Genomic DNA, 26863 nt, shown 5'->3' on the forward strand with positions numbered 1-26863 from the left:
TGCTTGGAGGGGGGCGCAATCTGCCCTAGGCTTGGGCTATGAGCGACATCAAGGCCCAGTTTTCCCTGCTGAGACAGACCGCCGATCCCGTGGTGATCGATGCGATCCAGCATGTGGTCGAGGAGGGCGAGGACCACGAGCTCAACCGCATCAATGTGCTGGACTTTTCGAAGCGGCACGGGCTCGACGAGGAACGGGTGATTTCGGGCTTTCTGCATGCCGCCCGCCTCGGGCTGTTCGACCTTTCCTGGAATGTGCTGTGCCCCGGTTGCGGCGGCGTGCTCGGTGCCCATTCGACGCTGAAATCGCTTCGTCCGGACGACTATCACTGCGGTCTCTGCGCCTGCGGTTACGAGGCCTCGGTCGACGAGCAGGTCGAGGTCGCCTTCACGGTCAGCCCGCGGGTCAGGCACATCGCCGCACATGATCCCAATTCGCTGCCGGTCTGGGAATATTACAAACAGGTTTTCTGGAGTTCGGGCGTCGATTTCGACAAGGAATCCGTTGCAGCGCTGGCTGACGAGGTGACGCTGGATACGATCGAACTGCCGGCGGGCGAGAAGGCGGTGCTGTCGCTGCAATTGCCGAAGGAATTCATCATCATCTTCGAGCCGGTCACGCACTCGGCTCAATTCATCGACGTTCAGGGCGAACCGACCAGGGAACGTCAGCAGCTGTCGCTGGTCTACAACAAGACGCCGACGCCGACCGGGGGAACCAGGACGATGCGCCCGGGGCCGCTGCGGCTCTCGCTCGACAACCAGGCCGACCTGCGGGTGCTGCCGTCGGTGTTTATCGCGGGAGATGCGATGCATCACCTGATCGGCAAGCGCAAGCCGTTCCTCACCGCCAAGCGGATGCTCTCGAACCAGACCTTCCGCGACGTCTTCAAGGCCGACAATCTCAGCGTCGATCAGCGCCTCAAGATCACGTCGCTGACATTCCTCTTCACCGACCTCAAGGGTTCGACCGCGCTGTACGAGCGGGTCGGCGATCTTGCCGCCTTCGATCTGGTCCGGGCGCATTTCCGTGCGCTGCTGGAGATCATCTCCGCGGAGAAGGGCGCCGTCGTGAAGACGATCGGCGACGCCGTGATGGCGACGTTCATTCGGCCCGAGCATGCGATCGTCGCCGGCTTGCGGATGCGTGCCGCGATGGATGCACTCAACGCCGCGCGCGGGACCGAGGACCTCGTCGTCAAGATCGGTATTCACGAAGGTCCGTGCCTCGCCGTCATGCTCAACGAGCGACAGGATTATTTCGGACAGACCGTCAACATCGCAGCCAGGGTCCAGAACCTGTCGACATCGCAGGAGATCCACATTACGGCGCCGGTGATCGAAGCGCCGGCGGTTGCCGCGATTCTCGAGAAGGAAGCGATCAGGCCAATCCAGAAGGAAGCCGCGCTGCGCGGTATCGCCGACAAGATGGTGGTCTACGAGATACCCTGAGATTGCCTATCGGTAATGCTTCGCCGGAACCGGCATGGATTGCGTTGGTTGATTTTCCGACCCATATACTGGCCTTGGCCGCCGATGCGGCGAACAGGCTCACGCGATTTCGGTAGAGAGATTGATGCTGGACGGATTACGCCAATTCATTGCCGAGGTTGTTTCCTCCGCCGGGCACGAAGATCGGGTGTTTGACGATACCGGGTATCGTCTGGCGGCGACGGCGCTATTGATTCACGTCGTTTCGATCGACGGCGAGCCGTCCGAAACCGAAAAACGCAAGCTGCACAGTCTGATCGAAAAACGCTTCGGGCTTGATCCCGGCACGGCGGATCACCTGATCGTGGCCGCCACCCGTGTCGAGGGCGAGGCGGTCGATCTCTATCATTTCACCAGCGTCATCATGCGCTCGGTCAACGAGGAAGGCCGGCTCCGCATCGTCGAGATGATGTGGGAGCTGGTTTTTGCCGACGGCCAGGTCAGCGAGTTCGAGGATAACGTCATCTGGCGCGCGGCCGATCTCCTGGGAGTGTCCTCGCGCGACCGGATCGAGCTGAAGCAGCGTGTCGCCGGCAGGCTACCCACGGCGGTGGGCGGCCAGGATATTGCAGACGCGGCATCGTGACGCGCTGCCCCGGGGCCATTGGTTGGCGCGGTACTGGACATGGGTTGGGGCGGTACCGGACATGACGAAATTTTAATGTGCCGGACAATCGGCCTCGCCGAACGCAATAACCTACCGAAAGACAGCACTTCAATCCGCAGTGCCGCGCGTTTGCGCAACCCGATATGCTTGCAGATGGCTTGCATCTCACCTCAAGCCTGTGCTCTCGTTTCCGCTGTTAGCCGTATATCCTGCAATTGATCCAAGAGCATTGAATCGTGACCGAGCGTGTGACGCTGATTACCGGTGCCTCGGCGGGCATAGGCACTGAGTTGGCGCGCGTTTTTGCATCGAACGGCCATCGGGTGGCCCTGGCGGCGCGACGCGCGGATCGCCTGGCTACGCTGGCGGATGAGATCACCGCCGGCGGCGGTGCTGCGCCGATCGTGATTGCCTGCGATCTCGAACAGCCTGATGCCGGCGACAGGATCGCCGCGGCCTTGGCGGCCGAGGGCGTGGAGGTCGAATTTGTCGTCAACAATGCGGGCTTCGGTCTGTTCGGCCACGCGATCAAGCTGGATCGTGACGAACAGCTCGGCATGCTCGCCGTCAATATCCGCGCGCTGACCGACCTGTCGCTGCGGTTCTCCGATCATCTGATCCGGCACCGCGGTGGCATCCTCAATGTCGGTTCCATTGCCAGCTTCCTGCCGGGGCCCGGAATGGCGGTGTATTACGCGTCCAAGGCCTATGTGCTGTCGTTCTCGGAAGCGCTGCGCGGGGAACTCGCGCCACACGGCGTGCGGGTGACTGCGCTGTGTCCGGGCCCGGTGCCGTCGGAATTTCAGGCGCGGGCGGGCTTTCTGCCTGGCTTTGATTCGCTGGTCCTGAACATCTCTCCGGCCGATGTCGCGCAGGCCGGCTACCGCGGGCTGATGGCCAACAAGCGCGCCGTGCTGCCCGGGGTCGGCGTCAAGATTGTGCCATTCCTGCTCCGGTTTTTCCCGCGCGGGTTTGTCCTGTCCGTGGTCGGCCGCTATCAGCTGCGGAAACGCTGAAAATCGCGTCCCGGCCCGGCTTTGGCCCGCGATTTGCTTAAATTTCCCATGAACTCACACGAAATTAACGGCGACTTAGGTATGATTCTGGCTTGATAGCCGAAAGACAGAAAAGTCGATGTTTCAGTCCGGCAAGATCAACGGCGAAAACGTCCTGCGCTTCCCCGGTCGGGCGGCGGCCCCTTTCGCACCTGCCGCGGCCGAATCCCCGCTGCCGGTCCTGATCGTCCTGCACCAGGAGACCTCGACGCCGGGCCGGGTCGGCAATGCGCTGCGGGCGCTCGGGCACGGGCTGGATATCAGGCGTCCGCGTTTCGGCGACTCGCTTCCGGAAACCCTGGATGACCACGCCGGCGCGGTCATTTTCGGCGGACCGATGAGCGCGAATGATCCCGATGATTTCGTTCGCCGGGAAATCGACTGGATCGCCGTGCCGCTGCGGGAGCAACGGCCGCTTCTCGGAATCTGCCTGGGTGCGCAGATGCTCGCGATGCAGCTCGGCGCGCGGGTCGCGCCGCATCCGGAAGGCCGGACGGAGATCGGCTATTATCCGATTCGCCCCACCCCTGCGGGGCTGGCGCTGTGCCAGCACTGGCCGGATCACGTCTACCACTGGCACCGCGAAGGATTTGAACTTCCGCGCGGCGCCGAATTGCTGGCCGAGGGCGGCGACTTCCCGATCCAGGCATTTCAGTCGGGTCACGCTTTCGGCTTTCAGTTTCATCCCGACGTGACCTACGCGATGATGCATCGCTGGACCACGCGCGGTCACGAGCGTCTGGAATCGCCGGGCGCGCGACCGCGCCACCACCACTTCGCCGACCGCGCGATCCATGATGTGGCCGAGCGCGCCTGGCTGAAGGCGTTTCTCGATGGCTGGCTGGCGCGCATGCCGCTGTCGATGATGTCGGAAGCGGCGGAATAGCGCGCAAAAAACAACGCCGCGATATTCCGCGCGGCGGTTCTCGAAGCCTTTCCAAATCTGCAGATGTGCTAGTGTCGGCCTCGTCAGCTCGCGTCAAATAATCAGCGAGCGCGGGGAGGCGATATGACCGGCGACGAATTCGCACGGCTGTTGAGCGATTTCACGCTGTCAGCGGAATCCGGCGACGGCGAGCGCTTCGCAAGACATTTCACCGAGGACGCGATCTATCACGATTATATCTACGGTCCTCACAAGGGCCGCGCCGATATCGCGCATATGATGCAGGATCTGTTTCACCGCGATGCTGCCGACTATCGGTGGGAGATGTTCGATCCGGTGTTCGACGGCACAATGGGATATGCGTGGTCGCTGTCGAGCTTCACTTCGAAAATCCCGCAGTTCAAGGGTAAGCCGATCGTGATCGACGGCATGAGCCGCTTCATCCTGCGTAACGGCCTGATCGCCGAATATCGGGAATCCGTCAACGGCGGCGTGGCGATGGCGCAGCTCGGAGTCGAGCCGGACCGCATGACAAAGGTATTCAGGCGGTGGACCGGCTGGCTCAAGGAGCGGCCGGAAACCATCGACTATCTGGCGCGGCCAACAGGCTCGCGCGCAAAAAGAGAGACCTGAAAAACATGAATCAGCAGCAACACGCTGCCGCGAAAGACGCAGGCGAAAACAGGGAGAGTCCGGTGGCCTATCAGCATATTCTCTATGACGTGAGCGAGAAGATCGCGACCATCACGCTGAACCGGCCCGATCGCATGAATGCGTGGACGCCGATCATGGAGCGCGATGTGCGCCACGCCATGGAAACCGCCGCCGCAGACGACAATGTGCGCGTCATTGTGCTGACCGGTGCAGGGCGGGCATTCTGCGCCGGCGCCGACATGGACGCGCTGAAGGGGCTCGATCCCGACGACATCAGGCGCGCCCAGAGCCTGCCGCCGTTCGACATGAACCGGCGGCCGGACTGGCAGTCGCGCTACGGATATTATCCGTCGGTCCCAAAGCCTGTCATCGGCATGCTGAACGGCGCCACCGCCGGCATCGGGCTGGTGCATGCGCTGTATTGCGACCTGCGCTTCGCCGCCGACAATACGGTTTTCACGACCGCATTCTCGCGCCGCGGGCTGATCGCCGAGCACGGCATCAGCTGGATGCTGCCGCGGATCGTCGGCCACGCCAACGCGCTGGATCTCTTGATGTCCGCGCGCCGGGTCTCGAGCGACGAGGCGCTGCGCAAAGGCCTTGTGAACCGGCTGTACCCGCCGGACCAGCTGCGCGAACAGACCTATGCCTATGCCCGCGATCTCGCCGATTTCGTTTCGCCGAGCGCGATCGCGGTCATCAAGCGGCAGCTTTACGACGTGCCGTTCCAGACCCTGGCCGAAGCGACCATCGACGCCAACCGGGAGATGGTGGTGGCGCTACGCGGCAGCGACTTCCGCGAGGGCGTCGCCAGCTTCATGGAGAAGCGGCCGCCGAGGTTTACGGGGAAGTAGGGGGGTGGGCCCCTTTGCAGCCTGCCGTCGCCCTGCGGGCTTTGGCGGGGCAGCCTTCGCTCACTTCGCTACGATAGACCTTCTGGGCTTGCCCGGCCGAAGCTCGCGAAGCGAGCGAAGGCTGGTGGAGCCAGGCGGGATCGAACCGCCGACCTCGTCATTGCGAACGACGCGCTCTCCCAGCTGAGCTATGGCCCCATCGCGACCGCCTCGAAGGGAATAACGGCGGTCGGCAATCGGCGCCATTTACAATCTGCGCCAAGGCCAAGTCAAGAACGGTGAAATCGCGGTTTTTCGGGCCTTTTTGCCGGGAACTTCCCTTGTTTGCAGGGGGAGGAACCGGTATCTAGCAGGCAGCAACCCCCGCGAGCCCATCCCCCATGCGTGCCGTTCTCGACATCATCATCATCATTCTCGATCTTTATGTCTGGCTGCTGATCGCCTCGGCCATTCTGTCCTGGCTGATCGCCTTCAATGTCGTCAACACGCGCAACCAGTTCGTGTCGGCGGTGGCCGAATTCCTGTACCGGATCACCGAACCGGTGCTGGCGCCGATCCGCTCCTTCATGCCCAATCTCGGCGGCCTCGATATCTCGCCGATCATCCTGATCCTGATCATCATGTTCATCCAGCGGGTGATCGCCTACTACGTCTATCCGAATGTGATCTGATCGCGTGCATGGATAGCTGATGGGTGCTCGATGGATCCCTGGCGCTACTCCACGGAAGGCATCAGCGTTGCCCTGCGCGTCACGCCGCGCGGCGGCCGCGACGACATCGACGGCCTTGAGACGCTCGCCAACGGCCGCACCGTGGTCAAAGTGCGCGTCCGCGCCATCGCCGAGGGCGGCGAAGCCAATCGTGCGGTGACGGAGTTGCTGGCCAAGGCGCTCGGGGTGCCCAAGCGCAATGTGCGGGTGCTGTCGGGGACGACGTCCCGACTCAAGCAGATTGCCGTCGATGGCGACCCCGCCAGGCTCGGCGAGGCGCTGCGAATACTGACCGCGGCGAAGCCGGATTGATTCACGAGAAGGATTGAAATGACGGCCCGGATCATCGATGGAAAGGTCATTGCATCAGAGCTTCGCGCCCGGGTTGCCGCCGAGGTGGCCCGTGTGCAGCGTGAGCACCGGCTGACGCCCGGGCTCGCGGTGGTGCTGGTCGGTAGCGACCCCGCCAGCCAGGTCTACGTCCGCAGCAAGCACAAGCAGACGCAGGAAGCCGGCATGGCGTCGTTCGAGCACGTGCTGCCGGCCGACGTCGCGCAGGCCGATTTGCTGGCGCTGATCGCAAGGCTCAATCGCGATTCGAGCGTGCACGGTATCCTGGTGCAATTGCCGCTGCCGAAATCGATTGCTACGGAGACCATCATCAACGCCATCGATCCCGCCAAGGACGTCGACGGGCTGCATCCGAACAATGCCGGCCGGCTCGCGGGCGGTTTTGCGGCGCTGTCGCCCTGCACGCCGCTCGGCTGCATCATTCTCACCAAGAGCGTGCACGCCTCGCTCGAAGGCATGAACGCCATCGTCATCGGCCGCTCCAATCTGGTCGGTCGCCCGCTGGTGCAACTGTTGCTCAACGAGAACGCTACGGTGACGATCGCGCATTCGCGTTCGCGCGATCTCGCGCTGCTCTGTGCCCGCGCCGATCTGGTATATGCCGCCGTCGGCAAGCCGGAGATGGTGCGCGGCGACTGGATCAAGCCGGGCGCCACCGTAATCGATGTCGGCATCAACCGGTTGCCCGCCGCCGACGGCAAGACCCGGCTGGTCGGCGACGTCGCCTTTCAGGAAGTGTCGGAAGTTGCCGGCGCGATCACGCCGGTGCCCGGCGGCGTCGGCCAGATGACAGTGGCCTGCCTCCTGGTCAACACGCTGCGCGCGGCATGCGCGATTCACGGTTTGCCGAAGCCGGCGGTGTAGCCTCTGCCGTCATTGCGAGGAGCGACAGCGACGAAGCAATCCATCTTCGCGTTTGCCGCGCTATGGATTGCTTCGCTTCGCTCGCAATGACGGTTGTGGGTCGTCACCCCGCGCTATTCTCGATCAGCCGCCGGTAGAACCGGATCATGTCGGCATAGCCTTCGATGCTGAGGCGCTCGTTGGTGCCGTGAAACCGTTTCAGGTCGTCCGAATTCGCGCGCACCGGCGAGAACCGGAAAATCTTGTCGGTAATTTCCGTAAAATGGCGCGAATCGGTCGCTGCCACCATCAGGCCGGGGGCCACGACGACGTCGGGAAAAATCTCCCGGATGGTGCGATTGAGCATCTTGAAGGATGGGCTTTCGGTGCCGGTCACCGGCGGCGGATCGGTATTGCCGGGAAACGGCTCGACGGAGATGCGGTCGTTCCTGACGGTCGAGCGGATGTGATCGACCACGCTGCCCTGGGTGTCGCCCGGCAGCAGGCGGAAGTTGACGGTCGCAGCCGCATTACCGGGCAGCACGTTATCCTTGTCGCCGGCATTGAAGATGGTCAGTGCGGTGGTGGTGCGGACCATCGCCTCGGTGGGCCCGGTCTTTTCGAATTCGCGCAGCAATAGCGGCTTGAACAGCCAGAGGTTGGACAGCACGACGCGGTTGAAGCCGCTCATTTCCGGCGCGATCGTGTCGAACATCTCCGCCACCGCGCCGCGAACCTGCATCGGCAGGCGATGGTCTTCCAGCCGCGCCAGCGCCGCGCTCATCATGCCGATCGCGGTCTGGCGCGGCGGCATCGAGGAATGGCCGGGGGTCGAATGCGCGGTCAGGACCAGTGTCGCATAGCCCTTCTCGGCAACGCCGATCAGGGCGGCCGGCTTGTCGAGGCCCTTCATGATGCCTTCGGTGATCAAGAGGCCTTCGTCGAGCACGAAGTCGAGTTTGACGCCGCGCGAGGCGAGCGTGGCGGCGATGGCCTTGGCTCCCCTGACGCCGGCGACTTCTTCATCATGGCCGAAGGCGAAATAGACGGTTCGCTTCGGGCGAAAGCCCGCTTTCGCCATTTGTTCGGCGGCTTCCAGCATCGAATAGAGGTTGCCCTTGTCGTCCCACGATCCGCGGCCCCAGATGAAGCCGTCGGCAATGACGCCGTCGTAGGGCGGATGCTGCCAGTCCTTCTCGGTGCCCGGCGCCACCGGCACCAGGTCCTGATGCGCGAGCAGCGCGATCGGCCGAGCCTTGGGATCGGTGCCCTCCCATGTGTAGAGCAGGCTGTGGCCGCCGATGACTTCGCGTCTGGCCGCGGCATGAAACGCGGGAAAGCTTTTTTCGATATGCGCCCGCAGGCCGCGCAGCGCCTCGGCATCCTGATCGGGATTGAGAAAATTCGAAATGGTCTGGAAGCGGATCGCCTCGCTCAGCCGTATCGCCGCGCCCTGCTGGTCAACCGGCGCACGCGGTGCGGCAGCGACCTGAATCTGCCGCGAGCCGTGGGTGAAGACGTTCAACAGCAGCACGCCGGCGAGAACGATGATCGCCGCGATGACGAGCAGCAGGAGGTTGCGGATGATTTTCAGCAGTCGGCGCATGGAGATTCTCAGGTTTCTCGTCATGGCCGGGCTTGTCCCGGCCATCCACGTCTTGCTTGCCGTACGCTATTAAAGACGTGGATGCCCGGCGCAAGGCCGGGCATGACGAAATTCGTTATCAAGAGCCCATTCGGTGGGCCAGCGCCTACTTCTTCGCCTTGGCGCGCGCAATGCCTTCCACGATCAGCTTGTGCGCATCCTCGGCACCGCCCCAGCGCAGGACCTTCACCCATTTGCCGGGCTCGAGATCCTTGTAGTGTTCGAAGAAATGCTGGATCTGCTGCAGCGTGATCTCCGGCAGGTCGCTGTAGTTGCGCACCTTGTCGTAGCGCTGGGTCAGCTTCGATGAAGGCACGGCGATGATCTTCTCGTCGCCGCCGGCCTCGTCTTCCATCAGCAGCACGCCGACCGGCCGCACGCTCATGACGGCGCCCGGAACGATGGCGCGGGTGTTCGCAACCAGCACGTCGCAGGGGTCGCCGTCGCCCGACAGCGTGTGCGGGATGAAGCCGTAATTACCGGGATAGCGCATGGCGGTATAGAGAAACCGGTCGACCACCAGGGTGCCGGCCTCCTTGTCCATCTCGTATTTGATCGGTTCGCCGCCGACCGGGACCTCGATGATGACGTTGACGTCATGCGGCGGATTGATTCCGATCGAAATGGCGTCAATGCGCATGGATGGCTCCGCGTGGGTAGATGAGTACGGATGTCATACGCGGGCTTGACCCGCGTATCCATCGCACTTTCAAAAGACGCTTTAGAAAATGATGGATTGCCGGGTCATAGGCAAGCGGAAGCGACGCCGTCCTTCGGACGGCTATGCCCGGCAATGACGGGTGGAGCAAAACGCCGCCCTCAGTTGGTCCAGGCGAACGCGACCTTGTCGAGCGACTTGGGCCCGAATTTTTCCGAGGAACGCGCGACCATGCGGCCGCCGAGGGCGCGATAAAACTCCGTCGCGGCATCGTTATCGGACAGCGCCCAGATCACCATGCTCTTCAGCCCGCTCTGCAGCAGGTCGCGCCGTGCGGCGGTGAACAGCCGGCGGCCGAAGCCGAGACCCTGGAATTCGGGCCGAAGATAGAGTTCGTAGATCTCGCCTTCGAAGTGCAGGCTGCGCGCGCGGTTGCGGCCGTAATTGGCGTAGCCGGCGACCTTGTCGCCGAACACCAGCACGCTGACGCGGCTGCCCTTGCGGATCGCGCTGTCCCACCATTGCGGGCCGCGGCGGTTGATCAGCTTCTCCAGCTCGGCGCCGGGAATGATGCCCTGATAGGCCGAGCGCCAGGCTTCGTCATGGGTAGACGCCACCGCGGCTGCGTCCGCAGCTTTGGCCGGCCGAACCTCGATCAGGGTTGTGCTCATGGAGGCAATCAAAGCAAGTCAGCGCGCCCGCTTCAAGGTCTATCGTTAATTATCGGTTAACCTGTGGATTTTCTGCATCAGTTCTGTCGGCCAGCTGTACCGAAAAAGGACAAGAAGGCGCCTCAAGCGGGCATTTTGCCGACGCTCGGCGGTGCAAAAGCGGTCGGGACCGCTGAATCTCGGCCGATCCGCTCGCGGAAAATCCCCTCAATGTGATTCGTCGTGGGTATTCTGTTCCGCAAATCCGGGCTCTGTCCCTCGGGCTGCGTCAGGCAAATTCATGCAATTGCTCAAAGCGCTTTTGGTCCTCGTTGCGGTTGGCGCGGTCTTTACTCGAGGCGCGCCCGCGCAGGATGGGCTGGGCCCGCAAGGCGCGGAGGCCGAACCGAACCGCATGCAGCAATGGCGGGTGCCGTCGCCGGCCATGGACGTCGCGGCGCGCGCCCTGCTGTTTCGTCCGCCCGGCGATGGACCGTTTCCGCTGGCGGTGATTGCACACGCCTCCACGCAGAACGTGTTGCGTCGTGCGCAAATGCCACCGCCCGAATACCGCGCGCTCGCAGCCTGGCTGGTGGCGCGCGGCTTTGCCGTGCTGGTACCCGAACGCCCCGGCCACGGCGCCACCGGCGGGCGCTATCTGGAGGACCAGGGCGGTTGCGACCAAGCCAATTATGCGCGCGCCGGACGCGCTACCGCGGATGCGATCGCCGCAGCCGCAGGTGTGCTGCGCAAGGCATCCTTTATCCGGCCGGAGGGCATGGTCATCGTCGGGCACTCGGCCGGCGCATGGGGCGCGCTGGCGCTGGCGAGCGAAGACCCGAAAAGCGTCTCGGCCATCATCGCTTTTGCGCCCGGCCGCGGCGGCCACGCCAATGATCTGCCCAATCAGGTTTGTGCGCCGCATATGCTGATTTCGGCGGCGGCCGAATTCGGCAAGGCGGCGCGGGTGCCGGTGACCTGGCTGGTGGCGGCCAACGACACGTACTTCTCGCCCGACCTGTCGCGGCGGATGGCCGATGCATTCCGCAGCGGCGGCGGCAAGGTTTGGTTTCGCGTGCTGGCGGCGTCGGGCAGCGAGGGGCATTGGCTGCCGGAATCGGAAGCCGGCGTGAAAATCGCCGGACCGGAGCTGGATCGCGCGCTGAAGGCGCGCATGCCGATCGCGATCAAGCAGCGATGACGCTCTATTTCCTCATCAAATATCTGCGCGTGCTCGGCGCGACAGTCATTCTCGGCACCGGGACCGGCATCGCCTTCTTCATGCTGATGGCGCATCGCAGCCGCGATCCGGCCTTCATCGCGCGCACCGCGGCCATCGTGGTGATCGCCGACATGCTGTTCACGCTGCCTTGGCCGATGACCATTCGAGCCCGCTCGGGAGAAGCTTGCTCGGCGGGTTTTCGCGCGGGAGTCAGCGCCGCAACATGGGTCGATCTCCCTCAGAGAGGGTGGCCGCTACACCTACAGCACCCAGGCAGGACATCGCGGTCCCGATTCATTCATGCTTCGTATTTGCGGCACTGAAGGCGGCATGGATGGCTGCGCCGATTTCAAATACACGGTGACAATCGATTGAATTAGGCTGGCAGTCTCGATCAGTCCCTACCGTGAGAGTCCAAGACCTCCCCAGCCGCCCGCTCGCCCGAATCGCGCGCTCCATGCGCCGTCGAGAAGAAATCCGGCGAGGTCGCCTCGCCGGCAAAGAACAGCCGCCCATCGACGGGTGCGGCGAGCACGGCGCGGTCGCCGGCGTGGCCGGGCAGTGCGTGCGAATAGGAGCCGCGCGCGAAGGGGTCGTGGGCCCAGCGCGATTCCTTGAGCGGCTTTAATCGCCGGCGAAAGTCATTGCCGAGCAGGCCCGCGATCTCGTCGATGCTTTGCGCGGCCAGCGCGCCGTCGCCGGCGTCTTCCAGTTGTTGCGCGAAGCGGCCGCCGAAAAAGCCCTCGATGCAGGGCTGGCCGAACGGGCGCAGATGAAAGGCGCCCATCGCGGTGCGCATGGTGGCGCCGCGCAGGTTGCCATCCTTCGGCAGCGCCTCGGGCCGGTCCAGCGCCAGCGTCACCTTGTCGGCAAGGCCGAGCGGCAGGCCGCGCGCGGCGTCGACCTTGGCGGGCAGCGCCGGGTGGAAGCGGATCGATTCATGGGCGATCAGGTTGGTCGGGACGGTGACGATCGCCTTGCCGGCGCTCAAGGTGCCCCGCGAGGTTTCGATCCGCAGGCGCGGTCCGGAATGATCGATCAGGGTGACCTGGGTATTCAGCGCGAGCGAGCAGGGCGCGCCATAGGCCGCGATCAGCGCGCCGAAGCCGCGCCGCACCCGCCAGTTGATCTCGCTGTCCTCATAGGCGTCCATGTCGAGGAGCGAGACCCGGTCGAGTTCGGTTCCGTTCACATAGGTCGAGATCGCGTCGATCATCGGGTTCCAGCGATTGCCGGGCTCGAGACAGGTGCTGGCGGCGCCGTCGCGGCCGTCCTTGCGCAGTTGCTCTGCGGTGTCCTCGGCGCGGTCGTAGAAGGCATCGAGTGCCCCGATAAAGTCGGCGCGTTCCTTCGGTGGAAAGGCCTTGTCGTAACTCTGCTCGCGCCAGGGCGGACGGGTCTTGTCGATCTCGAAATTGAGTCGCCCGGCGATCTCGACGAAGGAATTCCGGTCGGCCGAATGCAGCCAGCCGCAGCCGAGGTCGAAAGTGACCTCGGGCGACGCCATGATGGTGTGGCCGCGCCCGCCGACGCGGTCGCGCGCTTCCAGCACGATGATGGAGAGTCCGGAATTTTCCAGCGCCCGCGCGGCGCCAAGGCCTGCGGCGCCCGCGCCGATGACGGCAACGTCGACTTCGGAGGGGAGAGACATGAGAGGGCGAGTGGTGAGTGGCGAATAGCGAATAGGGTACCGGAAACAGGGCGCTACGGAAACGCCTTCTATTCGCTACTCGCTACTCGCCTCTTCCCACTCGCTATTCGCCACTCCCTATTCGCCGCTTAAGCCACCGCTTCCTTGGCCTTTTCCGCGCGCTTGCGGTCGTTGGCGTCGAGGAACTTCTTGCGCAGCCGGATCGACTTCGGGGTCACCTCGACCAGTTCGTCGTCCTCGATATAGGCCAGCGCCTTTTCCAGCGTCATCCGGATCGGCGGCGTCAGGCGCACCGCTTCGTCCTTCGAGGTGGTGCGGATGTTGGTGAGCTGCTTGCCCTTGAGAATGTTGATCTCGAGGTCGTTGTCGCGGGTGTGCTCGCCGACGATCATGCCCTTGTAGACCTTCCAGCCCGGCTCGATCATCATCGGGCCGCGGTCTTCCAGCTTGAACATCGCATAGGCCACGGCCTCGCCCTGGTCGTTGGAGATCAAGACGCCGTTGCGGCGGCCCTGGATGTCGCCCTTGTAGGGCGCGTAGCCGTGGAACAGGCGGTTCATGACCGCGGTGCCGCGAGTGTCGGTCAGGAGCTCGCCCTGATAGCCGATCAGGCCGCGGGTCGGCGCGTAGAACACCAGCCGCAGCCGGTGGCCGCCGGAGGGGCGCATCTCGATCATCTCGGCCTTGCGTTCGCTCATCTTCTGCACGACGACGCCGGAATGCTCCTCGTCGACGTCGATCACGACTTCTTCGATCGGCTCCTTCCATTCGCCGGTCGCTTCGTCCTTTTGCAGCACGACGCGGGGACGCGACACCGAAAGCTCAAAGCCCTCCCGGCGCATGGTCTCGATCAGGATCGCGAGCTGCAGTTCGCCGCGGCCGGAGACTTCCATGGAATCCTTGTCGGCGGCTTCGGTGACGCGCAGCGCGACGTTGCCCTCGGCCTCGCGCAGCAGGCGGTCGCGGATCATGCGGCTCGTGACCTTGTCGCCCTCGGTGCCGGCGAGCGGCGAGTTGTTGACGATGAACGACATCGAAACCGTCGGCGGATCGATCGGCTGCGCCACCAGCGGCGTATCGACGGAGGGGTCGCAGAAGGTGTCGGCGACGGTGCCCTTGGTGAGGCCGGCAATGGCGACGATGTCGCCGGCTTCGGCTTCCTCAAGCGGGGTGCGCTCGATGCCGCGGAAGGCGAGGATCTTGGTGATGCGACCGCTCTCGATCAGCTTGCCGTCGGCGCTCAGCACCTTGACGGCCTGGTTGGGCTTGATGGAGCCGGAGGTGATGCGGCCGGTAATGATGCGGCCGAGATAGGGATTGGCCTCGAGGATGGTGCCGATCATGCGGAACGGGCCTTCCTCGACCGTCGGCGGCGCGACATGGCGCAGGATCAGGTCGAACAGCGGCTGCATGCCGGCGTCCTGCGGACCGTCGGGGCTTTCCGCCATCCAGCCCTGCTTGGCCGACCCGTACAGGATCGGGAAATCGAGCTGTTCCTCGGTGGCATCGAGCGCCGCGAACAGGTCGAACACCTCGTTGATGACTTCGGTCGGACGTGCGTCCGGCCGGTCGACCTTGTTGATGACGACGATCGGCTTCAGCCCGACCTTCAGCGCCTTGGAGACCACGAATTTGGTCTGCGGCAGCGGGCCTTCGGCGGCGTCCACCAGCACCAGCGCGCCGTCCACCATGTTGAGGATGCGCTCGACCTCGCCGCCGAAATCGGCGTGGCCCGGGGTATCGACGATGTTGATGCGGGTGTCCTTCCACTGCACCGACGCTGCCTTGGCGAGGATGGTGATGCCGCGCTCGCGCTCCAGATCGTTGGAATCCATGGCGCGCTCGACCACGCGCTGGTTGTCGCGGTAGGTGCCGGATTGCTGCAGCAGGCGATCGACCAGCGTGGTCTTGCCGTGGTCGACGTGGGCGATGATGGCGACGTTGCGAAGGTTCATAGCTGTTCTTCTGGCTCGGACAATGGCTGGAGCGCGATCTCACCGGAAAACCGGGACCCACTTTTCCGGATCGCGCTCAAAAACCTGAAATCGGAGGGCGCCCGCGGCGCCCAAAAAGGAAGCCCGGCCAAAAGGACCGGGCACACCTTACTCGTTGCGGCGCAATATATTCAGAAAACGCCAAAAAACAATGGCTTGTTTCGCATTTGGTTAGCCGATTTTCGGGTCCAAAGTGGTCGACCACAGCGCCACATCGGCCCGATCCCGCAAAGTCACAGCCATCTGCCCGGTTTCGCCGTCTATTCTGACATGACCGAAGAACTGCATCCCGGCGGACGGCGGCAGGTTCTGCTTGCCCGGGCCGGGCGCCTTGATGAACTTCACCTCCGGGCCGAAAGTGTTGTCGAGGTCGTTGGGCCCGAAAGTGCCGGCATGAAGCGGTCCGGAGACGAACTCCCAGAATGGCTCAAAATCCTGAAATTGCGCCTTGTCCGGATTGTAGTAATGCGCCGCCGCGTAGTGCACGTCTGCCGTCAGCCACACGGTGTTGGCGATCCTGGCCGACTTGATGAAGCGCAGGAGATCGGCGATTTCGAGTTCGCGGCCGCGCGGCGGCCCGTCGCCCTGCCCAATCGCCTCCGAACCCTTTTTGTCGAGCCAGTCATCATGAACGATGATGCTGAGCGGCATGTCGGAGGCGATCACCTTCCAGGTGGCGCGCGAGTTCAATAGTCCGCGCTTCAGCCACGCCAGCTGATCGGGTCCGAGGAAGTAGCTCTCGGGACCGTATTCGGTCTGCAGATTGGGATTGTTGGCGCCGCGATAACTGCGCTCGTCCAGCATGAAGACGTCGAGATGCGGCCCGTAGTTGAGCGCGCGGTAGATCCGGTCCGGCTCGGCGAGGCTTTGGCGCAACGGATACATCTCGTGGAACGCGCGGGCCGAGCGCGCGGCGAGCAGCATGACGTCGCGCTCCTTGTAGGCGGCGGGGAGCTGTTTTGACGCCGACCAGTTGTTGACGACCTCGTGGTCGTCCCACTGCACGAAGATCGGCACCTCGGCGTTGAAGGCGCGCAGATTGTGGTCGAGGAAATTGTATTTGTGCGCCGCGCGAAACTCGTCGAGCGTTTCGGCGACTTTTGATTTCTCCGGAATCGTGACGTTCTTCCAGATCTTGCCGTCGGCGAGCTTCACTTCGGCGGCAATGACGCCGTCGGCGTAGATCGTATCGCCTGAGTGCAGCAGGAAATCCGGCCGGTGCTTGCGCATGGTGGCGAAAGTGACCATGCCGCCGTCGTCGGGATTGATACCCCAGCCTTGCCCCGCGACATCGCCGCCCCAGACGAAGCTGACGTCGCGGCGATCGGCAGGCGCGGTGCGGAAACGGCCGACGACCGGCTCGCTCGATATGCCGGTATGCGCGAGGTCGCGGAATCGGACGCGATAGAAAATCTCCTGCCCGGCGGGTAGATTTTCCAGCAGCATTTTTGCGGTGAAGTCGCTCTCGGGCAGCGCCGCGACCGGCGGCAAGGCCCTCGCATTGCCAAACGATTCGGTGGTCGCAACTTCCACCATCATTTGCGATAGCCGGTCGGCGCGCGACCATACCACGCCGCCATCGACGCCGACATCGCCGGATTGCACGCCGTGGCTGATTTGCGGCCGGTCGGCGGCCCGGCTGAGATAGGGCATCGCGATAGCGCCGAGCGCACCGGCGCCTGTCGTGAGGAAGCGGCGTCGGGAAATCCGACGGCGAAATCTGGTTGGCATGCGAGCCTCGTTTGGAGTTCGACTCGAAGTATGGCGAACCGGGTTCGATGCTTCGCATCGCCCGGAATGACGGATGCCCTGTTATCAGTCGCTGCTTCGCGGGAAAACGCTATAGGAAGATCGTGTGACGGTGCAATTACAGCGTGCCGGTCGCGCGGAACTGCGCGCCCGCCCGCTGCAGGCTTTGTGACATGCTCATCAACAATGCCCTGCGGTCGGCTACCGCGTTATGGAATTGGTCGAGCGCAATATTGAAAGCTGTCAACGCCCCTTCCTCGATGGCGCCGCCCTCGAAACAGTGCAGCGTATCGCGCAGGATATCGTCCGCCTCGGCCTGCATGCGGTCGAGTTCTTCGGTGGAATCGCTGCGGCGCGCGGCCGCAATCATGTCCAGCAGCCGCTCGCGCAACGAGCTGTTGTTGCTGCGCTCGTCCTTCTTCAGGTAGCCGGCGAACCACGCGCCGGCCGATCCCATGGCGGAAAGCGCCATCAACCCCCACCAGATGAAATCGCTGTAGCGATCGAGGAAGGTCTTCTCTTCGCCGTCGACATAGGCGGCAGCCCCGGGATGTGCGGGGAGTACGGCATCCTTGTCGGTATCCGGGGTCTCGATCTGCGCCGCCAGCGGGAAATCCGTCTTCAGGGTCTGGCGTACCGCAAACAACTGCCGGGTGAAGGTAGCAATCGTCGATTCCGAGACGCCCTTTCGCGCCACGATGTGGTGGGAGAAGCGGATCGTCTTGACTTCTTCCTCGGGCTTGGCGGGCGAGCCGCCGAAGGTGCCGGCGGGTATTTCGGAGGCCTCGTAAACCGGATGGTTCTGTGCGATCGCCTCGGCCGAATCGATCGCGAGGAAGGTCGGAACCCCGCCATCGCGCGTCGAAGCGGCGATCGCGTCCGCGGTGATCTTGCTGTTGACCGGCCCGGCGGCGAGATAGGCATCGGCCTTCTGGTTGCGTAGAGCGTCCGCGGCCTCATGGGCCGGAAATTGCACGATCTCGACCTTGTTCGGATCGACGCCGTACTGCTTCAGGATCACCTTGAGCAAATTGACATTGGCCTGGGTGCGTCCGACCACGCCGACTCGGCGTCCGGCGAGTTGCACGATCTTCGTGATCTTCGGCGCAGCCTTCTTGCCTTTGACCCTGGCTTGCGGAGGCACCCACAGCACCGCGACGTTCTTGCGCAGCGTCGCCACGGCCTGGGCATTTTTCGGCACGTCGAGGTCGCCCCTGACGATGGCGAGATCGGCCTTGCCTTCGGCCAGCGCGTTGGCGCTCGCCAAGGCGCCATCGGTCTGCATCGGACGCAAGCGGACCTGGCTGCGCGCCTGGATGAAGGCTTGCGTCAGCGTCTGCACCACCCTGACGTCGTCGCTGTTGGCCGGACCGACCGCGATCCGCAGGGTCACCGGGCGCATCGCATAATAGTAAGCCCCCGCGACCGCGCCGATGACGGCAAGGATCCCCGCCAGCGTGACGAACATTATCCTCCGCTTTACCGAACGGGGGGATGGCGGCACTGGCGGCCCGACCAGGTCGAGCCCTCCGGTCATCGATCTCGCAAACAATCGTTTGACGTTCAAATTCATGTTGCCAATGCGGTTAGAAAAACAGTCTAGCAAATTTCCTGCCGGCGCGGGGTTCTATCGGCGTCATGGTTACCGGCCGGCTCTGCACCGGATTTGCCGCCTTATTGTGGCATGGATCGCCGGCGAAACCTCCGGGGATCTCGAAGGCGCGTTCCGGTGTTAGGGTAAAGTTGGCGTGAAACGGAGGCGATCATGGCGGAACGGCTGTCGGCGGAGGCGCGCAAATCAGCCCTGAAGGAGCTGCCGGGGTGGACCGATACGCCCGGCTGCGACGCGATTGCGCGAACCTTCACCTTCCGGGATTTCAACGAAGCGTTCGGGTTCATGGCCCGCGCCGCGCTGGCGGCCGAAAAGAACGACCATCACCCCGAATGGCGCAATGTCTACAAGACGGTGGAGGTGGTTCTGGCAACCCATGATGCCGGCGGTGTCACCGCCCTCGACATCGATCTCGCCAGGGCCATGGACGCGATCGCCAGACAGCTCGGCGTCGCCTGAACGCCTTCCCCGCAATCTTGCAGCGGGGGCACGGCATCCCCAATTCTTAGGCGCGCCAGCGGCGGCGCTCTGCCGCCCAGCTTCAGGAGAGCCCAAGCGATGGCATCCGAACACACCGTGGGCTTCGAGCCGGCCGACGAGCTCGCAAAAGACCGCGAAAGCGTGCGGCGTCGCTTCTGGATCAAGCTGAAGCGGGTGGTGGCCAAACTGCCGTTCGCCGAGGAACTGCTTGCGGCCTATTATTGCGCGTTCGACCGGCAGACGCCGCGCCATGTGCAGGTGGCGCTATTGGGGGCGATCGCCTACTTCATCCTGCCGTTCGATTTCGTTCCCGACATGCTGCCGGTGCTTGGCTTTACCGACGACGCCGCGGTGCTCGCGACCGCGATCCGGATGGTAGCGACCCACATCACGCAGGAGCATCGGGATGCCGCCCGTGCCGCATTGAAGCGGGGGATCGGCGGCGCCGATGCCGGCGAGGCCGAGGCCTGAGCGGCCCCGGCCTGCCGGGTTCAGGCGCTAGCGCTGCCTTTGCGGGGTGCGGATCTGCGCCCGCGCATTCTGCTCGGCCTCCCATGCCTGGAACTGCTTGAACAGCGCTTCCCGTTCGGGATCCGAAGGCAGCCTCCCGGCGGCCGTCTTCTGCTTCAGGAACTCGTCGAACCGGCTGCGCGCGACGGGCTCGATCTTGTGCTCGTCGAGCCATTGCTTGGCGGCCGGAAAGCGTTGCCAGTCCGGCAGCTGAGCCGACAGCGAAACTTCCTTCCATTTCGGATGGAAGGGCGGTTTCTGAAAGGTCGGGAATTTCGTGAAGAAATTATCCACGAACAGTGCGAGCTTTCGGTAACGTTCGGTGTTGGGCGCCCAATTATAGGCCGCCAGCACCGCCGGAACCGCAATTGTGTCGACCTGCTCCCCATCCGCAATCAGATTGGGATAATCCTTCGCGGTCAGGGTGGCGGGCAGATAGTCGCCCTGCAGAGGCTTGGCGTATTCGACTGGAACAAGGTGAAACCGGTCATCCTTGAACTGGCTGACTGACTTATACGGCTTGCCTCCGGCACAGATCACGGCGTCGATCTCGCCGGCCTTCAATTTCTCCATCGAGATGCGTTGCTCGATATAAGCGAACTTCGGCTTGATTCCGAGCCGTTCGAATACGATCGAGGCCGTGATGAAGGTGCCGCCGTTTGGAAGGTCGACGCTGACGGTCTTGCCCTCGAGATCCTTCATACTGCGGATCGATTTCGACGCGATGACATACATCTCTTCATTGTAGAGCTTGGTCACATAGGTGAATTGTTTCTTGATGTCCTTCGCGAAGCCTTTTTTCTCGAGATAGTCGAGGGTGTCGGACCGTACGATTCCGAGATCGACGCCCTGCAGGAACAGAATATCGGCGACGCTTTGCACCGAGCCGCGGCCGATGATCGAGAGCACGCGCAGCTTGTTTCCGTCATCGAGCACCGACGCCAGGTCCGCGCCGAACTGAACATAGGTGCCGCCGATGGTGCCGGACATCACCGTCACCGTGTTGGCGTTCAAGGCCTTCTTTGTCTCCACCGATCCGAACTGGAATATCGCCTTGAGGCTTTCGCTGACCTTTGCCGGGTCAAACTCCTTATCGTCGGCGGCCCGGGCGGCGAAGCCGCAAACCATCATCACGGCGATCATCGCCATCCCAAATATGCGTTGCATGGTGTCCCCTGTTATCGTGAAACTTAATTCTGTATTTGACTGAGGCGCTGCTGCGCATCCTGCGAACCGAACTGGGCCGCCTTCCGGTACCATTCACGCGCTTTCGCCGGATCTGGAGTGATGCTTCTCGTATCCGGCGTTCCCAGCACGGCCGGATCGTAGGTCTGAGCCAGCATCAGAGCGGCGCTGGCCTCGTGCGCATCGGCGGCGCGTTCGAGTAGCAATCGCGCTGGCGCGATGTCGCCAATCTCGATCAGGCTCCTCGCCCGCTTCAGCAGGGTCGCGAGCTCTTCAGCGTCGAGCCGTCGAGCCGGCGGCGGTGGTGGTGGCGGTGGTGCGCCGGCGACCGCCGCAGGCTGACGGATTTCTGGCGGGCTCTGATGAGCGGCAGCCTTCAGGGCGAGCGCGATCTCGTCGCGCGTCGGCGCGGCCCGTGCGGCCGGCGGCGAAGCGCCGATGACGGCGGCCGGTTGACTGGCCGGTGCTGGTTGGGCGGCGACCGCCCGCACGGCAACGACAGGCTCCGAAGCCGATGCTGCCGTGGCGCTGGACTGAACCGGCGCCGCGCCGATCAGCGATGCCTTGGCGTTCGCAAACAGGGCGAGGGGATTTTCCACCGATGCGATCGCAAACGCGATACCCGCCGCGGATGCCACCAGAATACTTCCCTTGAAAAGGCGCGGCCAAACCGGCGCTCTATCAGGATTTCTGTCGCCGCCACTGCCGAAGCCCCGCTGTTTGGGTTCTGCGACATCATTGGAGAGAAAGAGCGGCATATCTTCGGGAGGGGAATAGTCCCTCATCGCCATCGACGGCGCGGACCCGTAAGTCATGTATTCGGGCACGTTTGCGTCTTCGTCAAACGCCTCGACCGCCTGCTCGTCGTATGAAGTAAGCTCGGTATTCCTCGCCATGGTGATGCCTCCGCGTACAACGCAACCATCGGGCATCCGGCATCAGCATTTTACTATTATTGTTAGTAACCGAGCGCCCGCTACTGAGGCTCTAAATCGCATTTTGAATCAGACCAAAAAGCGACCATCACCGGCGCGAATCGGGAGATATCTTGATTTCATTGCGGCAAGACCGGTCGATTTCTTGACCAGTTCTTGCAGCGGAACCCCGCCCGTGTTTGAGCACGCCTATCATCCCCGCGAAACGGGGATGCGTCACGGCGCCTGGAATCACAGTGCTTCGACGGCCTTACATCAGGGATGCAGGATCACCTTGCCCATCGCCTTGCGGCCGGCGAGCACCTTGAGGGCGTCGGCGGTCTGCGCCAGCGGGAAAGTGCGGTCGACATGTGACGAGATCTTGCCTTCCGCGGTCCACTTCACGAGCTTTTCCAGATTGGCGCGGTTCTTTTCCGGATTGAGCCGGGCCCACGCGCCCCAGAACACGCCGCGGATATCGCAACCCTTCAACAGCGCCAGATTGAGCGGCATCTTCGGAATGTCGCCGGCGGCGAAGCCGATCACCAGGAAGCGGCCTTCCCATGCGATCGAGCGCAGCGCGGCTTCGGCATAGGTGCCGCCGACGGGATCAAATATGATGTCTGCGCCCTTGCCGCCGGTCAGTCGCCGCAGCCCCTCCTTGAGATCCTCCTTGGCGTAATTCAGCCCGAGTTCCGCGCCGTGCGCCTTGGCGAATTCGAGCTTCTCGTCGGACGAGGCGCAGGCGATCACCTTCAGGCCCATCAGCTTGCCGAGTTCGCATGCCGCCAGACCGGTGCCGCCGGCGGCTCCCAACACCGCCAGGGTCTCGCCGGGCTTCGGACTGGCGCGATCCTCCAGCGCATGCAGCGCGGTGCCGTAGATGATGATGATCCCGGCGGCGCGATCGAAATCGAGATTGTCGGGAATCCTGACAATCGAATTGGCCGGCAGCGCGATTTTTTCGCGCGCGCCATTGTGGCCGCAGGACGCCACCACGCGGTCGCCGACTTTCAGGTCGGTGACCCCTGCGCCGATGCTTTCGATCACGCCCGCGACTTCGGCTGCCGGTGAAAACGGGAACGGCGGCTTGATCTGGTATTTGCCCTGGATCATCAGGATGTCGAAGAAGTTCAGCGCCGCCGCCTTGATCGCGATCACGGCCTCGCCGGGCCCGGCGACGGGATCGGGCACATCGGCCAGCACGAGATCGTCGGGGCCGCAATATTGCGAGCAGAGAATGGCTTTCATGGACACACCTGAGTTTCGGACGCACAAGGAAGGCTGGACGCTTCTTGCCGGATTTGAGGCCGGGCTACAATAGAAGGCCGTCATTCCGGGGCGCGCGCAAGCGCGAACCTCAGATGTGCAATTGCACATCGGAGAATCTCGTGCGGCAAATGGGATCGATAACCTCGAGATTCCGGATCCAGCGTTGCGCGTCGCTCCGGAATGACAGAGCATAGGGGAATCAAACGATGTTTGAAAAAGGCCTGCTCAAGGGGAAGCGGATACTGGTCACCGGCGGCGGTTCCGGGCTCGGGGCTGCGATGGGGCGCCGCTTCGTCGAGCTTGGCGCCGAACTGATCATCTGCGGCCGCCGGCTTGAACTGCTGGAGCAGACGGCCGCGCAGATGCGCGCAGACCTCGGCGGCAAGGTCAGCGTTGCCAGATGCGACATTCGTGACGGCGCCGCGGTCGATGTCATGATGGATGCAGTCTGGCGCGAGGCGCCGCTCGACGTGCTGGTCAACAACGCCGCGGCGACCTTCATCGCGCAGACCGAGCATCTGTCGTTTCGTGCCGCCGACGCGATCCTCGCGCCCACCCTGCACGGCGCGATGTATTGTACGCTTGCCGCCGGCAAGCGCTGGATCGAGACGACCCACAAGGGTGTGGTGCTGAGCATTCTCTCGACCTCGACCATTACCGGCCGCGCCTTCACGGTGCCTTCCGCGATGGCGAAATCCGCCGTGCTGGCGATGACCAAGAGCTTGGCGGTGGAGTGGGGGCCCAAGGGCATCCGCACGGTGGCGATCGCGCCGGGCGCATTTCCCACGCCGGGTGCATCGGGTCAGCTTCGGCCCGAAGGGCGCGATGGGGGGTGGGCCTCGAAAAATCCGCTCGGCCGGGTCGGCGAGCATGGCGAGCTTGCCGATCTCGCGAGTTTCCTGATTTCCGATCGGGCCGGCTACATCAACGGCGAGATGGTGGTGCTGGACGGCGGGTCGCATTTGCGCAGTTCCGGCGCCGAGGATCTGCTGCAATGGACCGACGCGCAGTGGGAGAAGCAGCGCGCGGCGCGGTCGAAAGGCTGAAGAAGCGCGGCGCTACAGGGTTCTCGATGCCCAGCCACGCGATCCCGTAACTGCCTTCCCAAAAAGGCATTTCCCGGCTATCCATTTGTCCGTGACAACGGGATGTCGGGGCCATCTTCCAGTCACAATAATGAGGGAACCAGTTCCGGTCATGTCCGTGCGGCGAATTCTGACATCCCTTGTTGCGAGTGTGCTGGTGTGTGGGGTAGCTCACCCCGCGCAGGCGCAGAGCGCGTCGTCGAAAGCCTCCAAAGGTACGGCCAAGCCGGCCGCAAAGCCGGAGGCCAAGCCCGCTGCTGCGGTTGCTGGCGGCGCGGAGCCGACACTGATCGGCCAGTTCGGTACCTGGGGCGCCTATACCGCGACGCCGAACGGCAAGAAGGTGTGCTTCGCACTGGCAAAGCCGTCATCGTCGAAAACCAATCCACCGAATCGTCCGCGCGATCCGGCCTATGCCTTCGTTTCCACGCGTCCGGCGGAAAAGGTCGTCAACGAAGTCTCGGTCATGATCGGCTATACGCTGAAGCCGGGCTCGGAATCGACGCTGGAAGTCGGCGGCGCTTCCTACGCGATGTACACCCAGGGCGACGGGCTCTGGATCAAGAACGCCGCCGAAGAAGAGCGGATGGTGGACGCCATGCGCAAGGCGGCCGATGTGACCGTAAAGGGCATGTCGGCCAAGGGCACCGAGACCACGGACGTCTTCCCGCTGAAGGGTCTTGCCCAGGCGCTCGACCGGCTGGCGCAGGATTGCAGGCGCTGAGCGCGTCTTAACGCCAAAATCGATGCATTTGGTGCCTTTCCCGCAGGTCGCGGAAGGCCTATCTGATGTTCCATGAACGAGACCATGACCATCACCTCAGCCGAAGCCGGTTCCGGCGCCAGCACGCCCCTGGAGAAGATCGCGCTCGAAACCTACGTGCCGCCGGCCAAACCGTCGCTGGTCGGCCTGTCGCGCGCGGAGATCTCCGACCGGCTCGGCGCCATCGGCGTGGCCCCGGCGCAGCGCAAGATGCGGGTGCAGCAGCTCTGGCACTGGATCTATGTCCGCGGCGCGCAGAATTTCGACGAGATGACCAGCATTTCCAAGGAAATGCGCAGCGCACTCGATCAGCATTTTACCGTGGCGCGGCCCGAGGTGGTCGCGGAGCAGATTTCCAACGACGGCACCCGCAAATGGCTGCTGCGGCTGCCGAGCGGCGACAGCGTCGAGAAGGCCCACGAAGTCGAGTGCGTCTACATTCCGGAAACCGACCGCGGCACGTTGTGCGTTTCCTCGCAGGTCGGCTGCACGCTGAATTGCTCGTTCTGCCACACCGGCACGCAGCGGCTGGTGCGTAACCTGACCGCGGGCGAGATCGTCGGCCAGGTCATGGTGGCGCGCGACCGCCTCAACGACTGGGCCGACCGCGACACCCCGACCGGCGGCCGGCTCGTCACCAATGTGGTCATGATGGGCATGGGCGAGCCCCTGTATAACTTCGACGCGGTGCGTGATGCTTTGCTGATCGTTTCGGACAATGAAGGCATCGGCATTTCCCGCCGCCGCATCACGCTATCGACCTCGGGCGTGGTGCCGAACATCATCCGCACCAGCGACGAGATCGGCGTCATGCTGGCGATCTCGCTGCATGCGGTGCGCGACGAGTTGCGCAACGAACTGGTGCCGCTGAACCGGAAATATCCGATTCAACAACTGTTGCAGGCCTGCCGCGACTATCCCGGCTCATCCAATGCGCGGCGCATCACCTTCGAATATGTGATGCTGAAGGGCGTCAACGATTCGCTCGATGACGCCAAGCTGCTGGTGAAGCTGCTGAAGGGCATTCCGGCCAAGATCAACCTGATTCCGTTCAATCCGTGGCCGGGCACGCGCTATGAATGCTCGGACTGGGACCAGATCGAGAAATTCTCCGAATACATCTTCAACGCCGGCTACTCCTCGCCGGTGCGCACGCCGCGCGGCCGCGACATCCTCGCCGCCTGCGGCCAGTTGAAATCGGAAACCGAGAAACTGTCGACGCGCGAGCGCCAGGCGCTACGCGCCATGGCGATGACGGATTAGAGATGGCGCAATCGTCTTTCAATTCGTCATTGCGAGCCAACGGGTCGGCGCAAAGCGCCGCCCGATGACAGGCTCCGCGAAGCAATCCAGCTTTCTTTCCGTGTTGGCAATGGATTGCTTCGCTTCGCTCGCAATGACGGTGGTTTGATACATGGCACTGATAGGCCGCCTGTTCGTCATCCTGTTCGGTTTCCTCGCCGCCTGCCTGGTGGCGGGGATGATCGTGGTCGGCGCGGTGCTGTTTCCGGAATTCAGCGATCTCGGGGATGGTCCGATCGATCAGGACGCCGTGAACATTTTGCTCGGCTTCGGCTTCATCTTCCTCAGCGGTTTTGCGCTGTTGCCGGCGATGGTCGTGGTGACGATCACCGAGGCGTTTTATATCCGGAGCGTGCTGGCCTACGCGCTGGGCGGCGGCATCGTCGGCCTGGCCTGCTATCTCGGCCTGGTCCCGTTTGATCCCGAGACGCTTCGCTTCGACGGGATCGTCCGGCGGCATCTCGAAATCATGACCGGCGCCGGGATCGTCGCCGGCCTCGTCTACTGGATGATCGCCGGGCGCAACGCCGGGGCCTGGCGCGAACCGCCGCGGCCGCTGACACCCCCGCCGCCGCCGCTGCCGTCAGCATCCCCGCAATCGCCGCCGCCGTTATGAGCGATTGTCGTCATTCCGGGGCGGCTCGTAGAGCCGAACCCGGAATCTCGAGATTCCGGGTCTGGTCCTTCGGACCATCCCGGAATGACAGTAACGGGGTTTTCA

At 63.5% G+C, this 26863-nt stretch carries 26 protein-coding genes, 1 tRNA gene and 1 pseudogene; 17 read left to right on the forward strand and 11 right to left on the reverse strand.

The window, feature by feature from the left end; genetic code table 11:
* Positions 1 to 38: 38 nt before the first annotated feature.
* The 6 genes from KMZ29_RS01490 to KMZ29_RS01515 all read left to right on the forward strand — a co-directional run bounded on the left by KMZ29_RS01490 (position 39) and on the right by KMZ29_RS01515 (position 5546).
* Positions 39 to 1451 carry an adenylate/guanylate cyclase domain-containing protein gene (locus tag KMZ29_RS01490; RefSeq protein WP_215622169.1) on the forward strand — a complete coding sequence of 471 codons (1413 nt, stop codon included), beginning with the start codon at positions 39 to 41 and terminating at the stop codon, positions 1449 to 1451.
* A 124-nt stretch (positions 1452 to 1575) separates the two neighbouring features.
* Positions 1576 to 2076 carry a tellurite resistance TerB family protein gene (locus KMZ29_RS01495; protein WP_215624093.1) on the forward strand — a complete coding sequence of 167 codons (501 nt, stop codon included), beginning with the start codon at positions 1576 to 1578 and terminating at the stop codon, positions 2074 to 2076.
* 257 nt (positions 2077 to 2333) lie between these two features.
* Entirely contained in the window at positions 2334 to 3113 is a 780-nt protein-coding gene (locus KMZ29_RS01500) for an SDR family NAD(P)-dependent oxidoreductase (protein ID WP_215622170.1), read from the forward strand.
* 118 nt (positions 3114 to 3231) lie between these two features.
* Positions 3232 to 4038 (forward strand): glutamine amidotransferase, encoded by an 807-nt coding sequence (locus KMZ29_RS01505; RefSeq protein WP_215622171.1) that lies wholly within the window; start codon positions 3232 to 3234, stop codon positions 4036 to 4038.
* A gap of 123 nt (positions 4039 to 4161) precedes the next feature.
* Positions 4162 to 4671: a nuclear transport factor 2 family protein gene (locus KMZ29_RS01510; protein WP_215622172.1), complete on the forward strand. Its 510-nt coding sequence runs from the start codon at positions 4162 to 4164 to the stop codon at positions 4669 to 4671.
* 62 nt (positions 4672 to 4733) lie between these two features.
* Positions 4734 to 5546, forward strand: a complete 813-nt coding sequence (locus KMZ29_RS01515) for an enoyl-CoA hydratase (RefSeq protein ID WP_215622173.1) — start codon at positions 4734 to 4736, stop codon at positions 5544 to 5546.
* Positions 5547 to 5668: 122 nt separating this feature from the next.
* Here the strand turns inward: KMZ29_RS01515 and KMZ29_RS01520 are convergent.
* A tRNA-Ala gene (locus KMZ29_RS01520) sits at positions 5669 to 5744 on the reverse strand.
* Between the two features lie 182 nt (positions 5745 to 5926).
* Between KMZ29_RS01520 and KMZ29_RS01525 the strand changes: the two genes are divergently transcribed.
* The 3 genes from KMZ29_RS01525 to folD are packed head-to-tail and all read left to right on the forward strand — an operon-like array spanning position 5927 to position 7471.
* On the forward strand, positions 5927 to 6217 hold the full coding sequence (locus KMZ29_RS01525) for a YggT family protein (RefSeq protein ID WP_215604389.1): 291 nt from the start codon (positions 5927 to 5929) through the stop codon (positions 6215 to 6217).
* 30 nt (positions 6218 to 6247) lie between these two features.
* A complete protein-coding gene (locus KMZ29_RS01530; RefSeq protein ID WP_215622174.1) occupies positions 6248 to 6568 on the forward strand; it encodes a DUF167 domain-containing protein in 321 nt (106 codons plus the stop codon).
* 18 nt (positions 6569 to 6586) lie between these two features.
* Complete coding sequence (gene folD / locus KMZ29_RS01535) at positions 6587 to 7471, forward strand: bifunctional methylenetetrahydrofolate dehydrogenase/methenyltetrahydrofolate cyclohydrolase FolD (protein ID WP_215604391.1); 885 nt, start codon at positions 6587 to 6589, stop codon at positions 7469 to 7471.
* A 103-nt stretch (positions 7472 to 7574) separates the two neighbouring features.
* Here the strand turns inward: folD and KMZ29_RS01540 are convergent, their stop codons facing one another.
* From KMZ29_RS01540 to KMZ29_RS01550, 3 genes are all read right to left on the reverse strand, one after another.
* Positions 7575 to 9056: a M20 family peptidase gene (locus KMZ29_RS01540; protein ID WP_215622175.1), complete on the reverse strand. Its 1482-nt coding sequence runs from the start codon at positions 9054 to 9056 to the stop codon at positions 7575 to 7577.
* Between the two features lie 145 nt (positions 9057 to 9201).
* On the reverse strand, positions 9202 to 9735 hold the full coding sequence (gene ppa, locus KMZ29_RS01545; protein WP_215604393.1) for an inorganic diphosphatase: 534 nt from the start codon (positions 9733 to 9735) through the stop codon (positions 9202 to 9204).
* A 179-nt stretch (positions 9736 to 9914) separates the two neighbouring features.
* The gene (locus KMZ29_RS01550) at positions 9915 to 10424 is read right to left on the reverse strand and encodes a GNAT family N-acetyltransferase (protein ID WP_215604394.1); all 510 of its coding nucleotides are present in this window, start codon (positions 10422 to 10424) and stop codon (positions 9915 to 9917) included.
* A gap of 280 nt (positions 10425 to 10704) precedes the next feature.
* On the opposite strand from KMZ29_RS01550, the gene KMZ29_RS01555 reads away from it, so the two are divergent.
* Positions 10705 to 11604: an alpha/beta hydrolase family protein gene (locus KMZ29_RS01555; protein WP_215622176.1), complete on the forward strand. Its 900-nt coding sequence runs from the start codon at positions 10705 to 10707 to the stop codon at positions 11602 to 11604.
* A pseudogene (locus tag KMZ29_RS01560) lies at positions 11601 to 11771 on the forward strand (DUF2269 family protein); the annotation flags it as partial. The gene KMZ29_RS01555 and the pseudogene KMZ29_RS01560, both read left to right, overlap by 4 nt.
* Positions 11772 to 12019: 248 nt before the next feature.
* Here KMZ29_RS01560 and KMZ29_RS01570 read toward each other — a convergent pair.
* The 4 genes from KMZ29_RS01570 to KMZ29_RS01585 all read right to left on the reverse strand — a co-directional run bounded on the left by KMZ29_RS01570 (position 12020) and on the right by KMZ29_RS01585 (position 18487).
* On the reverse strand, positions 12020 to 13276 hold the full coding sequence (locus KMZ29_RS01570) for a flavin monoamine oxidase family protein (RefSeq protein ID WP_215622177.1): 1257 nt from the start codon (positions 13274 to 13276) through the stop codon (positions 12020 to 12022).
* A gap of 128 nt (positions 13277 to 13404) precedes the next feature.
* The gene (gene typA / locus KMZ29_RS01575) at positions 13405 to 15231 is read right to left on the reverse strand and encodes a translational GTPase TypA (protein ID WP_215622178.1); all 1827 of its coding nucleotides are present in this window, start codon (positions 15229 to 15231) and stop codon (positions 13405 to 13407) included.
* Positions 15232 to 15441: 210 nt separating this feature from the next.
* Positions 15442 to 17001, reverse strand: coding sequence for an alkaline phosphatase D family protein (locus tag KMZ29_RS01580; RefSeq protein ID WP_215622179.1), 1560 nt, complete (start codon positions 16999 to 17001; stop codon positions 15442 to 15444).
* Positions 17002 to 17137: 136 nt separating this feature from the next.
* Positions 17138 to 18487 carry a TAXI family TRAP transporter solute-binding subunit gene (locus tag KMZ29_RS01585; protein ID WP_249779805.1) on the reverse strand — a complete coding sequence of 450 codons (1350 nt, stop codon included), beginning with the start codon at positions 18485 to 18487 and terminating at the stop codon, positions 17138 to 17140.
* Between the two features lie 297 nt (positions 18488 to 18784).
* Between KMZ29_RS01585 and KMZ29_RS01590 the strand changes: the two genes are divergently transcribed.
* Together KMZ29_RS01590 and KMZ29_RS01595 are read left to right on the forward strand one after the other, a co-directional pair.
* Entirely contained in the window at positions 18785 to 19090 is a 306-nt protein-coding gene (locus KMZ29_RS01590) for a 4a-hydroxytetrahydrobiopterin dehydratase (RefSeq protein ID WP_215622181.1), read from the forward strand.
* A 99-nt stretch (positions 19091 to 19189) separates the two neighbouring features.
* Complete coding sequence (locus tag KMZ29_RS01595) at positions 19190 to 19582, forward strand: YkvA family protein (RefSeq protein ID WP_215622182.1); 393 nt, start codon at positions 19190 to 19192, stop codon at positions 19580 to 19582.
* A gap of 27 nt (positions 19583 to 19609) precedes the next feature.
* Here the strand turns inward: KMZ29_RS01595 and KMZ29_RS01600 are convergent, their stop codons facing one another.
* The 3 genes from KMZ29_RS01600 to KMZ29_RS01610 form a co-directional block, all read right to left on the reverse strand.
* Positions 19610 to 20788 carry a TAXI family TRAP transporter solute-binding subunit gene (locus KMZ29_RS01600; protein WP_215622183.1) on the reverse strand — a complete coding sequence of 393 codons (1179 nt, stop codon included), beginning with the start codon at positions 20786 to 20788 and terminating at the stop codon, positions 19610 to 19612.
* A 23-nt stretch (positions 20789 to 20811) separates the two neighbouring features.
* The gene (locus tag KMZ29_RS01605) at positions 20812 to 21702 is read right to left on the reverse strand and encodes a hypothetical protein (RefSeq protein WP_215622184.1); all 891 of its coding nucleotides are present in this window, start codon (positions 21700 to 21702) and stop codon (positions 20812 to 20814) included.
* 294 nt (positions 21703 to 21996) lie between these two features.
* A complete protein-coding gene (locus KMZ29_RS01610; RefSeq protein ID WP_215622185.1) occupies positions 21997 to 22971 on the reverse strand; it encodes an NADPH:quinone oxidoreductase family protein in 975 nt (324 codons plus the stop codon).
* A 227-nt stretch (positions 22972 to 23198) separates the two neighbouring features.
* On the opposite strand from KMZ29_RS01610, the gene KMZ29_RS01615 reads away from it, so the two are divergent.
* From KMZ29_RS01615 to KMZ29_RS01630, 4 genes are all read left to right on the forward strand, one after another.
* On the forward strand, positions 23199 to 24038 hold the full coding sequence (locus KMZ29_RS01615) for an SDR family oxidoreductase (RefSeq protein ID WP_215622186.1): 840 nt from the start codon (positions 23199 to 23201) through the stop codon (positions 24036 to 24038).
* 151 nt (positions 24039 to 24189) lie between these two features.
* The gene (locus KMZ29_RS01620; RefSeq protein WP_215622187.1) at positions 24190 to 24801 is read left to right on the forward strand and encodes an invasion associated locus B family protein; all 612 of its coding nucleotides are present in this window, start codon (positions 24190 to 24192) and stop codon (positions 24799 to 24801) included.
* Between the two features lie 84 nt (positions 24802 to 24885).
* Positions 24886 to 26103 carry a dual-specificity RNA methyltransferase RlmN gene (gene rlmN, locus KMZ29_RS01625; protein ID WP_215622188.1) on the forward strand — a complete coding sequence of 406 codons (1218 nt, stop codon included), beginning with the start codon at positions 24886 to 24888 and terminating at the stop codon, positions 26101 to 26103.
* Between the two features lie 151 nt (positions 26104 to 26254).
* Positions 26255 to 26758: a hypothetical protein gene (locus KMZ29_RS01630; RefSeq protein WP_215622189.1), complete on the forward strand. Its 504-nt coding sequence runs from the start codon at positions 26255 to 26257 to the stop codon at positions 26756 to 26758.
* Positions 26759 to 26863: the final 105 nt, after the last annotated feature.

The sequence above is a fragment of the Bradyrhizobium sediminis genome (assembly GCF_018736085.1).
In the GTDB taxonomy this organism is placed as follows: domain Bacteria; phylum Pseudomonadota; class Alphaproteobacteria; order Rhizobiales; family Xanthobacteraceae; genus Bradyrhizobium; species Bradyrhizobium sediminis.